Source organism: Paenibacillus riograndensis SBR5, assembly GCF_000981585.1.
In the GTDB taxonomy this organism is placed as follows: Bacteria; Bacillota; Bacilli; order Paenibacillales; family Paenibacillaceae; genus Paenibacillus_AQ; species Paenibacillus_AQ riograndensis.
In genome coordinates, this window is sequence record NZ_LN831776.1 from 4,532,502 (window position 1) to 4,544,200 (window position 11,699).

The window sequence follows — 11,699 nt, forward strand, 5'->3', positions numbered from 1 at the left end:
GCGTCCGCCTGAAAGCTTTCCGTAGGAAAGCTAGCATCGGAAGCATAATCAGTCACAGGATTTCAACCGCAAAAGGCGGTTCCAATCAAGAAATTCTTACGACAACAGCGGCTGGAAGTCCAAACATTCCCCGCAGTTACGACCATACCCCACAATGTAAAACTAAAGCTTATATAGTTGGAATTTTTTACACTGTATAATTTCCTAATACAATAAATTAGGGGTAAGTCGCTTCCCCAAAAACATATAAATTATCTTTTAAAAAACCACCCCGTAAAACATTCGAGGTGGCTTTTATCAGTGAAAGAGTATAAATAACCAGGCCGCTCAGATCAAATTCTCTTCTTCAAGTCCCAATTTGCTATACAGCTCGGTACAGTAACCCTGTAGCTTAATCTCTAGCCTGCAGGCTTTATTCTTGAACCGCTTCAGTTCACGGATCATATGTGCCCTGCCGGCCGGCGTGAAGGTTTCCTGAATCCGTTCCTTGAAATAGTCATGTACAATATGGTTACGCTGCTTCCATACGGCCTGCAGCTGATTGGTTTCCTCTTCTGAAAAGGGGAAGTGATGCTGGATTTCTTTGATGAGCTGGCCGAGTGAATTACTCAGCTTGCGCTGATACAGTTCCGCAAGATCCGCTTCTGTTGGCGTTTCCCCCTGAGACAGCTTCGTAAGCAGCAGCAGGTTGGTCAACTGCTGCTCCAGTGCCTGGCAGTAATAGACGGCCAGACCGAAATAAGCAAATAGCTCTTTGGATTGTTCACTCTCCGGTACTTGCGTGTCCTTCATCGTTCCTCCCGTTCCTCCTTCTTTCTATAATTTAATGACTCACAAGCTTTTGCGGTCATCCATCCGGCTGGAGCGGTATAGATAAAATCCGATTAACAGCACTATATAGACCAGCGCATGCACAAAGGCTCCAGTCACCCGCATTAAAGACAAGTTATCGGCATTCATCAGAACATCCATCACCGGAGCTGCCGGTGGAAGCAGAAGATGTACATAAGGACCTGGAATGATTGCGCTCATTTTGTTCGCCCCTATGGAGATTATAAGAACCGTAAGCAGAAGACCGGCGGCGTAGCTGGTTTTGGGTACCCAGGAAGCCTGAAGATACAAAGAGACAGCCGTACCTAACAGACCCAGCAGAAAATGTCCGGCGAAGGCGAGTGTCATTCTGTATAAACCTGCCGGTTCATCAAACTTTCCGGTAACCACCGGAAAGATCACAATCAGCAGGGCAAGCAGCAAGATAAACAGACCCAGGGTAAGCAATGTACCGAGGTTATATCTCATCTTGCTCCTTGCCTGAACAATCGATACCTGCCGCTGTACCGGATGCTCGTGATTCAGAAAGCTTAGCCCCAACCAGGCAGAACCGGCAAAAAGGATAATGGCTGTGGCTGCATAGCTGTTCATTACAGGATTAGGGGTATAGGAATAGAGGATCAGTACCGCAATAATCGTACCGGCAACAGGCCCGAAATACCGCTGGGAAATCGTATAGCTGCGAAGCAGATAGACCATTAACGCCCTCATTCCGCAGCTCCTCCTCTGGCCGGTTTGGGGTCCATCCATTGCTCCAGGCCACCCGCACTCAAACCGCCACAGGGCTCAACAGACACTACCGATCCACCCGCCTTCAGCACCCGGAGAAGATAGCCATCTGCCGCTGCAGCCTCTATAGTCACTCCAAAATCGTCCCCGGAAACACCATCCGGTTCATTATGTATGTAAATAATCCCGGGCATCCCCAAAATGTCCTCTTTACTTTGCTCTGAAATATTATTACAAACTATGTAAGCAGCGGGCGCAACCCGCATATTTTCTTGGCCATAGATAATCTTGACGGTTCTGCCAGCCTGCAGCACATGTACGTTGTCTGCCAAGGCTTCTACTGTCTCTGGCTCATGTACGGAGAACACCAGTGCTGTTCCCTCGCGTTTCAACTCCTGCAGCAGCCCAATCACTGTATGCTGGGCGGGAAGATCCAGACCTGACATCGGCTCGTCCAGCAGCAGCAGCTGCGGCTGTGCAAGCAGACTTTGAATCAGGTTCACTTTTTGCAGCATTCCTTTGGAGAATCCGGCCATACTCTGCCTGCGGAACTCTTCCAGATGAAAGACCTCCAGCAATTCTGTCATTCTGGCTTCTGCTGCCGCAGCGGCAAGACCTCCGAGCTTGCCCATACAGAGCAAATATTGCTCGGCCGTAAATTTCAGTCCCGGAAAAGCTTCAGGGGCATATCCTATGGTCAGTCTGCGTTCATACCGCACCAATGTACCGGACGAAATCTTCGTCAATCCGGCAAGGATGGAGAGCAGTGTGCTTTTGCCGGAACCGTTCCTTCCGATCAGTGCCGTTGCCGTTCCGGACTCCACAAGCAAGGACACTTCATTCAGCACAGGACGGCGTCCATAAAACTTCGTGGCCCGGGTAAGCTCAATAAGCGGCGAAGCCTTGCCCACATCGCGCCTCTGTGTACTGAAACCTGCAAGGGTCATTCTATTATCATCCCCTTAACGTTCTTCCTACACTTAATTCGCCGGGAGTGCACCAATTTCCTTTTGAAATAAACAGATTGATTACTATTAAAGCAAAAAACCAGATGCCCACAGTATAAACTGCCGGAACCTCTGGTTTTGGAATCATGCTCTTAGACAATATATAAAAGGGTTGGGAAATAAATTAAGCGTAGACTTCTACCGTATCACTGATCAAACGGCAGGCTCTTGCAGCAGCACGGCAGGCATTGATGCATTCCTGGCAATGAGTGTGTATATGCTTGCTGCTCTCATCGGCACAGCGTTCACAGATCTCTGCACACAGGCGGAGAATTTCTGCAACAAACGGGCTTTGACGGGTCATGGCCTGAACAGCAAAAGAGCAGATATCCGCACATTCCCGGTCCAGTCTGATGCTTTCACGAAGCGACGCAAGATCATATTGTTTCAGGCTTGAGACGTAGCTATAGTTACAGGCGTTCATAGTTTGGATACAAGCGTCGATGCACTCCTGATATTGAATTCGGGTCATAGCCTTTAACCTCCTGCAATTTTTATAGGGTATGCCTATGTATTAACCTGCAAGATAAGGAACGAACCACTGCCTGTGGGAGGGGGACATTGCTACAAACTCCTCTTAATAACAGCCGGCCTGGCCAAAATACGCTTCTCCAGCTGGAGAAGTCGGGTCCGCAGTTCACTGGAGGAGAAGTGCTCTCCGATGAAAACCGCTACATCCGGCACATCTCCCTGAGGGGTGATTTTCATAAAATCCGCCTCTCTGTAGGCGTACTGGAAGAGAAAGCGGCTGGAGGTATCGCTGAACGTGACAATCCCCTTCGCGCGGTACACATCCCGTGGCAGTTCCTTCACAAACTGCTCAAATTCCTCACTGTTCACAGGACGTTTGAAGTAGTGGGTATAGGCCATTACATGGTCATGGGAACCATGCACCGCAGCCCCCGCTTCACTGGAATCGCCGGCATGTCCAGCCTGCATCTCATCGTCTTCCTGGAAGCGGGCTTCGGCATGAATGCCCCCCATTCCTTCAAGCAGCGCTTCCGGCTCCAGCGCACAGCGCACCGCAGGCAGGATTTCAGCATAGGCATTCCACTTGCGCAGGATCACAGTGATCTCGTCTGCTTCCTGTGGAGTTACGCGGTCGGTTTTGTTCAGGATCAGCACCGATGCGCAGCGGATCTGCTCCTGCATCAGCCGGTAGGTCGCTCCTTGCTGGGACCGGTACAGCTCGATAAGGTGTGCGGCATCCACGACCGTGATCAGGCCTTTCAGCTCCACCAGCTGATACAATGAGATTTCAGTAACCGCATCGACAATCTCCAGCGGGTTAGCGGCTCCGGTTGCCTCGATCACGACAACATCGGGTGACTCTTTTTTGATCAGCGTAGCCAGCTCTGTGCTTAGATCGCCGCGGATCGAGCAGCAGATGCAGCCCCCGAGCATTTCGGCCATCGGCACCGACTGCTCAACCAGCAATCCGTCCAGATTCACTTCTCCCAGCTCGTTCATGACGACCGCCGGCCGGAGCCCTTGAGCTTTCCAGTGATCCAAAAGGCGCTGCAGCAAGGTGGTTTTGCCGCTTCCAAGAAATCCTGACAATATATAAACCGGCATAGCCTGTTCCATGTTTCATCTCTCCCTGCACAAAATTCCGTTATGGTAGCGAGTGTACTACAAGTGCCTTTGCGGTGCAAGGTGCCGGACAGGCAGAAGCATATCCATTATATATTGAGATGCACAATCGGCCTTCCCTCTGCTCCCCCGGCTTGTCTTTGCCCCGGCCATCCCCTATCATGAGAAATATATCGATGCAAAAAGGAGTTGGTCCGCTTGTCATCCGTAGATGAGCACCGGCGCGAAGCGCCCCAGAGTGTGGCCTGTTATGTGATTACGGTTTCGGACACCCGTACACCGGAAACCGACACCGGAGGTGCGCTGATCCGAACCATGCTTGAAGAAGCCGGATATGTGGTTGCCGGCAGTACGATTGTCAAGGACGACTATGAAGATATCCGTGAGCTGGTCTATAAAAGCTCAGTCCATTCCGGCATCGAAGCCGTGCTTCTGACTGGCGGGACGGGGATATCGCCCCGGGATACCACTTATGAGGCGGTGGCCTCTTTACTGGATAAAACGCTCCCCGGCTTCGGAGAGATTTTCCGGCTGCTCAGCTTCACCGATGACATCGGCTCGGCTGCGATTCTTAGCCGGGCGATTGCCGGCACTATCGGCAGCACGGCAGTCTTCTCCATGCCCGGTTCTACCGGCGCGATCAAGCTCGCTATGGAGCGGCTGATCATCCCGGAGCTGAGGCATGTTATGCGGGAGATCTACAAGGGCTCATAATCGTTCATCTAAGATTAGAAGGCCGGTCTGTTCTCTCAATTAGAAGCCCAATCTAGGCGAAAGAACCAGGCGCGCTCAGAGAGCTGCACTTGGTTTTTTCGCTTTTTTTGCTAGAGTTAGAGATTTCATTGACATCCTGGACTGTTGTCCTTATACTGTTGAACACTTTTCGCGAAAGTGGTTTTTGATTAACTAAATGGTTAATCGGAAAGGGAAGAGATGAGCTCACTCCAACAATTGCAACGCAAAGTCACAACTGTCGTCAGTCCCTTTCATGAGCTGCTGTGCAGCCTGCATGTGCTATACCAGCCGGAGCATCATCCGAAACGCCTGCAATGGGCCAGGGATATCAAGCGCCAAATGCCCCCTGACCTGCTGGAAGCCATAGACACCCTGGGACGGTTATCCGATGAATGGATGGGATTGATGCTTCCCGGACGCAGCGGTGCACCGCTGCCGGCAGCAGGTGGAATTAACCTGCTAAACGACTTACCTGACGCCGAATTCATTCATCTGCTGCTGAACAACAAAGTTTCTCTGGGGACCATACTGGAATGGCAGCAAGGAAGCAGCGGGGCAAACCGCAAGTCCGGCGACGGACCCGATGAAACCAGCCAATACCTGCTTCAGCATACAGCAGCTGTCCGCACTCAGTTGATCAAGACTCTGGAGACGTATGAACGGGATTATTTCCGCAAGGAATGGGACTATGTGATGCCTTGGATTAACACGGCTGCTGCCCAGTTTCAGGAGTCCGTCTCCCGTTCTGCGGAAAAAGCGCTGAACACCCTTCACCCCCGTCTTCAGGCTGCGGAAGGGAGAATTACAGCGCAGAAGGCGGTAACGTACTATTTTGCCTATGAAGATTTGCAGAATGTGTATGTGCTTCCTTCCACCTTCATCTTCCCGCATCTGCTAATCGATTGGACAGCAGACAGCCTCGTGCTGCCGCTTGCCGTGGATATTCCCGGATTGCCCTGCAGCGAAGCGCCGCCGGAGGATCTGCTCCGCCAGTTCAAAGCCCTTGGCGATGCCACACGGCTGCGGATTCTCAAGCTGCTCTGGCAAGGGCCGCACTGCACGAAACAGCTCGCCCCCATTCTGGGAATCTCGGAGGCCGCCGTATCCAAGCAGCTGAAGCTGCTAAGTGAAGCAGGTCTGGCAGGAGCCGAGCGCAAGGGGAACTATTTGTTTTACACCAGTCATAAAGAGGCCTTCGGCAGACTGATTGTTTTGCAGCGGCAGTACCTTGAACAATAAGACCCGATACCCGTAAAGGAGTTGTCCGCCCGTGTGGCAAACCGTTTTTGCAACTGCAGCCAGGAACCAGAGAGCTAATCTCAGAGCTTTTCCCTGGGCTTTTACCCTGGGGCATATGATTGAAGGAGGGTACCTTGTTCTCGTCTCCTATTTCTCCTACGTCTATCTCATCCAGGGGGATTTGGATAACAGATTCGCACTCTATGCCGGAAGCGGCAATTATCTGGCTTACGCCATCATTGGCGGGGCACTGAATGTATTCTCCATCAGTATGATGATGAATGTGTCTAGAGCACTTATTACCGAATGGCGTGAAGGTACGCTGGAGGCGCTGCTGCTCTCCCCTTCCAGCCGGAACGGCTATTTTCTGGGCACGGCCCTTCAGCAGTTTTACCGCAGCGGAATGGTTCTGCTTGCTGTACTCGTATTCGGAATTTTAGCGGGAATGCGTCTCTCTGCACCTCCTCTGCTTTCGGCAGGGATAGGCGGGGTGCTTTTTATACTCTCCTGTTATGCTATGGCTCTGGTGCTGGGGAGCATCATGCTGTACACACGCGATACCTACATCGTTCAAAATACATTGTTCGCGGTAACCACGCTGCTGTGCGGCTTTCAGTTCCCGCGGCAATATTTGCCCGGATTTCTGCAGACGGCCGGTGAGGTGTTCCCGCTGACCTCTTCCCTCCAGCTTCTGCGGAGAACGCTCCTTACGGGTGAAGCGATCCCGCTGCGTGACACACTGCCGGCACTTCTGCTTAGCCTGGTATACATAGCTGTGGGGATGTGGAGCAACCGTCTGGTGGAACGGGGATTATTTGAGAAGCATCAAGCATGAAAGGAATGAGAAAACATGATCCAAATGAATGAAGTGACCAAAATATATGAAACCAAAAACAGGCTCGGACTCTTCCGCGCGGAAACCCGGACCGTGACCGCCGTCCAATCCCTGACACTGAGCATCGCCAAAGGTGAGATTGTGGGGCTTTTGGGTCTGAACGGCGCCGGCAAAACCACAACCATCCGCATGCTGTCCACTTTGCTCGACCCCACCTCAGGGAGCATTGAGATCGACGGAATGCCCATGGCAGACAACCGCCGCACTGTGCAGCAAAAAGTCAACATGATTGCCGGTGGCGAACGCATGCTGTACTGGAGGCTCACCGGCCGGGAAAATCTGCAGTATTTCGGCCGGCTCTACGGGCTGAATGCTGCGGAGATCCGCAGCTTAAGCGACTTGCTGCTGGCCGAAGTGGGACTCACGGAAGCAGCAGATCAGCCTGTGGAGCAATACTCCAAAGGGATGAAGCAGCGTCTGCAAATTGCCCGCGGCCTGATCAACGATCCTGAGTATTTATTTTTGGATGAACCAACGCTGGGTCTGGATGCGCCGATTGCAAGACAGCTTCGCGGTACTGTGCGCAGCCTCGCCAAAGAGCATGGCAAAGGCATCCTGCTGACCAGCCATTATCTTCAGGAGGTTGAAGAACTGTGTGACCGGGTCTACGTGCTGAACCGCGGCAGGCTGCTGCTGTGTGACAAGCCTGATGCGATCGTCACGAAGGTTGCGGGACTGCAGACCGCCCACCTGCAGGTTAGCGGATGGGATGAGGCACTGCGCCCGCTGCTGCAGGAGCACCTCGGCAAGCTGGGACATCCGGCAGAGCTGATCAGCGGAGTGAAGGGCAGTGATGGAAACTCCGGCAGCCAGTCTGAGGATTCTTACCGAATTTCCGTGCGGTCCACCTCTGCCGACATGCTGATTACCGAGCTGCTTCCCTGGACCACGCAATACGGACTTCGGATTAACGGCTTCACTTGCGACAAGCCCAATCTGGAGGACGCGATTATCCTGCTCTCGGAAGGAAGGGTATCATGAATACAGGCAGTTTATGGCCCACTACATTAGCTGAGCTCTCCAAACAGCACCGCAACCGCTCCAGAGGCAAGGTTGTTTTCTTTTCACTGCTGCTGTGGCCGGCGCTCGGCTTCCTGACCTCCTACTTCACCATGAAGCCGTACCGCAGCGGCACTGGCTCTGTACTCTCGCAAATCATTCCCGATGAGCGAATCCCTCTGTTTCTGCTGAGCGGCTATCTGGTATTTCAGCTGTTCTGGACAGTTGTCGAGGCGGCCTGGCTGTTCGAGCTGGAACGCAAGGGCGGTACTGTGGAGGCTGTCTTTCTGACACCAGCGCCCAAAATGGCTTTTCTGTACGGCCGTTCCCTGTATTCCCTGTTTCATGGGATCTGGATGTTCGCGGTTTTTTCGCTGCTGACCTTTCTGTTCGTCTCCGATGCTTCTACCGTGAACTGGATCGCCCTGATTCCTGCCCTGCTGCTGATTATGGCGGCGGCAGTCATCTGGGGCGCGCTGCTGTGCGCAGTCTCGCTGTTCTCGCGGGAATCTTCGTTTCTGTACTACATATTTCAGACTCCCATGGAGCTGTTCGGCGGGGTTCGCATTCCTCCTAGCGTATTCCCGGTCTGGGCCACCGGGCTGTCCGCGCTGTTTCCGGTCACCTACAGCCTGATTCTGGTACGCGGAGCCTTGTACGGCCATATCGGTACTGGCTGGTGGCGGGCGTTTTTTATCCTGCTGGCGGGCAGTATCACCCTTGTCTTCTGTACACGTTATGTGCTCTACCGGGCTGAAAAACACGCCCGCAAGAAAGGAAACTGGACTTTATTCTAGATTCCGGCCGAGTGAATAAATGAATGAATGCAATTCGTGTCCGCCGCCGAAGCGGCATATCGTCAGCGGTACGTGTTCAGCACCCGGTCATAAATATCCTCAATCAGCCGCAGGCCGCCATTGTACCCGGCATAACCGCAGTTCAGGAGCAGCCTGTAGGTGACCGGCACACTGACTGGCAGAAGATCAGCGCCCAGCTCATCCGCCAGATCACGCTCCCAGCCGCTGCCGAGGATCAGCGCGCGCTGCTTCGGCTTTTTTTGGCGGATATCCTCTTGAATGGCTCCCCCGTCTTCCACAAACTCCACCTTGGCCGAGCGTCTGGAAGAAATCTTCCGGAACTGCTCCGCTATACCTGCACGGTATTCCTCCGGCGTATTGTCGACGACATATTGCGTTTCCGCCGGAAGAATGCCCAGCTCATTCAATAAATATTTGGCGAATCCAACCGCGTAAGTTGCATCCAGCATGGTGTAGAACACACGCGGCAGCCCGTAACGGAATTCCAGCATGAAATCCGCCGTCCGTTCAATATGAGCGTAGAACTTCCGTTCCTCATCCAGAATAAAAGCTTCTGCCGCCGCCCTGTCCACGCTGCTGAAGTCCGCCACTTCCCTCAGGAAACGTCCGGTTTCAATTCCGCCGACAGGCAGATAGGGAAAATGATAAAAGGGGGTACCGTATTTGTTCTCCAGCAGCTCCGCGCTTTTCAGTCCGGGCCATGCCGACACCACAATATTGAACTCCGCCCGGGGGATCGACAGCCATTCGTCCACCCCGCCGGATTCCGGACCGAACAGCACATTAGGCTTCAGGCCGATACCGGTAAGTATCCGCTTCAGCTCCTGCAGATTGCCGATCCAGTAGGGGTCCTGATAAGGCACGGAAGCAAAAACATTGACCAGCCCGGGAATCATCTGATCCTTATCCACTGCATACTTATCCACATACTGTTTCACGATCGCTTGGATGACCAGATCATGGCTGACATAATTGTTGCTTTTGAAGCCTCCGGTCTCGACATACACCACCGGTTGGCCCAAATCCTGAAAATCACGGGTGACCTGGCCCACATCATCCCCCACAATATCAGAGGTGCAGCCGGTAAGCACCACATACAGATCGGCATCGATCACTTTAAAAGCCCCGTCAATGACGCTCCGCAGCTTTCCTTCCCCGCCAAAAACAATTTCCGCCTCGCTGGAATTCGTGCAAGGAATGGTACTGCCCCCCGCATAGCCCTCACCTTGGCCGAGGAAGCCATGAATTTTGGTGCTGCAGCCGGGCCCCGCATGGACTACCGGTACCGCACGCTGGATCGCAATCACCGACTGCTGCACACCAAGGGCACAGGAGTAACGCGGCTGCTCAATAAGCTTCGACATGAACATTGCCTCCCAGGAAAGTGTACGGATTCTGCTCCATCCACCATTTGGTGTAAGGCATCGTGCTGTGTTTGGCTAAGTTCGTCACAAATTCCCGGTTGTCCAGCGTTTCCAGGATACGTTCCGCATAGTTCAGCAAGCCCCGATAGCCCCAGCTGAAATGCTCATCCCCAATAAGCAGTGTCGGTATGCCCAGCTTGGCTCCCCAATGGGTCATGCCGCCATGGCGGGCAATCATCAGGTCGGGACAGACACGGTTCAGAATATTAGCCAGTTCATAGGCCTGCTTGTTGCAGACATTGTAATTCGGAACATCCCCATAAGTTTTGACCGTATGATCCAGCATATCTGCCGCCGGATCGCCATTGTCGTATACGGGATCATGATGAAAAATCGCCGCGCCCTGCACATTGATTCCAAGCTCACGCAGCAGCGCGATCAAGGCATGGCCGTGGGCTGAACCCGCGGTAATGTAGCAGGTCGTCCCCGCCAGCTTGGCTCTGTACGCTTCAAGCTGCGGGAGAACAGCCGCTTTTTCCTCAGCGATGATGTCTTCAATCTCCTGCTCCCGGTCCAGCACCCGGCCAAGCTCGCGCATCCAGGCATCGGTGCCTGCCACACCATAAGCGACAGGTGCCTTAATCTCGGGAACGCCATAGACCTGCTCCAATGCAGCCCCCAGATAGGTTCCCAGCGTCGGGCAGATTTGAATTGTCGCCGCAGCCTCGGAAATCCGCTCCAGCTGGGCTACAGTCGAGAACGGCACAATATAATCCGCTTCATAGCCCAGCTTGTTCAGCAGGCCGGAGAACACATCGCTGCCCCAGAAGTTGATGATATTGACCTTGTTCGTTTTCTTTTCCGGCGGTTTCACAATTTTGCGGACAATCGAATGGTAGGCGGAATCGAAGCCGGAGGTCCAGATTTTAGATTTGAAGCCTTCGCAGAAGCAGGTCACGACCGGAATGCCCAGCTCCTTGGTCATTTTGTTCGTAACACTCTCCACATCATCGCCGATAATCCCCGAAGCGCAGGAAGTGGTCACAAAAATAGCGTTCGGCTTCACCCGCTCATACGCGAGCTTGATGGTGGCCTCCAGCTTGCGGGCTCCGCCAAAGACCGTATCCATCTCTTCGATGTTCGTATTGAAATAGCGTCCGATTACCGGAGGCAGGTTACGCTCCATCTGGCCTACACGGTAGACGAAATTGTAGCCGAAGAAATCTCCGGCACAGCCTACGGGGGCGTGATTGACCATGGCCGCATCCGTAATCATCGACAATTGGCAAAAGGCGTTGCCGGAGCTGCAGCCCATACATTGGCTGAACGAGCGCGATCCGTCCTTCATACCGCCGTTATTGGAGCAGCTTAACAGCCCGGCCGCTGTACCGGCGAATCCGGTAATCGACCCCAGGCGCAGCTCGCGGACCGGAACCTCGGGGGTGTTCAAGTTTACTTTGCTCATGCTCTTCTCCCTTTCCTGGCCAAC

Annotated in this window: 12 protein-coding genes; 5 read left to right on the forward strand and 7 right to left on the reverse strand. The window is 53.3% G+C overall.

The annotated features are described in order from the left end of the window. Nucleotides 1-327 precede the first annotated feature (327 nt). From PRIO_RS19120 to PRIO_RS19140, 5 genes are all read right to left on the reverse strand, one after another. A complete protein-coding gene (locus PRIO_RS19120; RefSeq protein ID WP_020429331.1) occupies nucleotides 328-792 on the reverse strand; it encodes a hypothetical protein in 465 nt (154 codons plus the stop codon). Nucleotides 793-831: 39 nt separating this feature from the next. After that, the gene (locus tag PRIO_RS19125; protein WP_020429334.1) at nucleotides 832-1,542 is read right to left on the reverse strand and encodes a hypothetical protein; all 711 of its coding nucleotides are present in this window, start codon (nucleotides 1,540-1,542) and stop codon (nucleotides 832-834) included. Next, nucleotides 1,539-2,507 (reverse strand): ATP-binding cassette domain-containing protein, encoded by a 969-nt coding sequence (locus PRIO_RS19130; protein ID WP_052741490.1) that lies wholly within the window; start codon nucleotides 2,505-2,507, stop codon nucleotides 1,539-1,541. Before PRIO_RS19130 ends, PRIO_RS19125 begins: the two co-directional genes overlap by 4 nt. 184 nt (nucleotides 2,508-2,691) lie before the next feature. Beyond that, a complete protein-coding gene (locus PRIO_RS34965; protein ID WP_039834980.1) occupies nucleotides 2,692-3,039 on the reverse strand; it encodes a four-helix bundle copper-binding protein in 348 nt (115 codons plus the stop codon). A gap of 92 nt (nucleotides 3,040-3,131) precedes the next feature. Next, the gene (locus PRIO_RS19140; protein WP_020429340.1) at nucleotides 3,132-4,154 is read right to left on the reverse strand and encodes a CobW family GTP-binding protein; all 1,023 of its coding nucleotides are present in this window, start codon (nucleotides 4,152-4,154) and stop codon (nucleotides 3,132-3,134) included. A gap of 204 nt (nucleotides 4,155-4,358) precedes the next feature. Here PRIO_RS19140 and PRIO_RS19145 point away from each other — a divergent pair, with 204 nt between their 5' ends. The 5 genes from PRIO_RS19145 to PRIO_RS19165 all read left to right on the forward strand — a co-directional run bounded on the left by PRIO_RS19145 (nucleotide 4,359) and on the right by PRIO_RS19165 (nucleotide 8,825). After that, nucleotides 4,359-4,874 carry a MogA/MoaB family molybdenum cofactor biosynthesis protein gene (locus PRIO_RS19145; protein WP_020429343.1) on the forward strand — a complete coding sequence of 172 codons (516 nt, stop codon included), beginning with the start codon at nucleotides 4,359-4,361 and terminating at the stop codon, nucleotides 4,872-4,874. 237 nt (nucleotides 4,875-5,111) lie between these two features. Then, nucleotides 5,112-6,134 (forward strand): ArsR/SmtB family transcription factor, encoded by a 1,023-nt coding sequence (locus tag PRIO_RS33990; RefSeq protein ID WP_167345641.1) that lies wholly within the window; start codon nucleotides 5,112-5,114, stop codon nucleotides 6,132-6,134. Between the two features lie 31 nt (nucleotides 6,135-6,165). Then, complete coding sequence (locus tag PRIO_RS19155) at nucleotides 6,166-6,969, forward strand: ABC transporter permease (protein ID WP_020429347.1); 804 nt, start codon at nucleotides 6,166-6,168, stop codon at nucleotides 6,967-6,969. Between the two features lie 15 nt (nucleotides 6,970-6,984). Then, a complete protein-coding gene (locus PRIO_RS19160) occupies nucleotides 6,985-8,010 on the forward strand; it encodes an ABC transporter ATP-binding protein (RefSeq protein WP_046504158.1) in 1,026 nt (341 codons plus the stop codon). Continuing rightward, the gene (locus PRIO_RS19165) at nucleotides 8,007-8,825 is read left to right on the forward strand and encodes an ABC transporter permease (RefSeq protein ID WP_046504160.1); all 819 of its coding nucleotides are present in this window, start codon (nucleotides 8,007-8,009) and stop codon (nucleotides 8,823-8,825) included. Before PRIO_RS19160 ends, PRIO_RS19165 begins: the two co-directional genes overlap by 4 nt. Nucleotides 8,826-8,887: 62 nt before the next feature. Here PRIO_RS19165 and PRIO_RS19170 read toward each other — a convergent pair whose 3' ends face one another. Both PRIO_RS19170 and PRIO_RS19175 read right to left on the reverse strand, forming a co-directional pair. Then, complete coding sequence (locus PRIO_RS19170; RefSeq protein WP_046504163.1) at nucleotides 8,888-10,210, reverse strand: nitrogenase component 1; 1,323 nt, start codon at nucleotides 10,208-10,210, stop codon at nucleotides 8,888-8,890. After that, entirely contained in the window at nucleotides 10,194-11,675 is a 1,482-nt protein-coding gene (locus PRIO_RS19175) for a nitrogenase component 1 (protein WP_020429361.1), read from the reverse strand. Before PRIO_RS19175 ends, PRIO_RS19170 begins: the two co-directional genes overlap by 17 nt. Nucleotides 11,676-11,699: the final 24 nt, after the last annotated feature.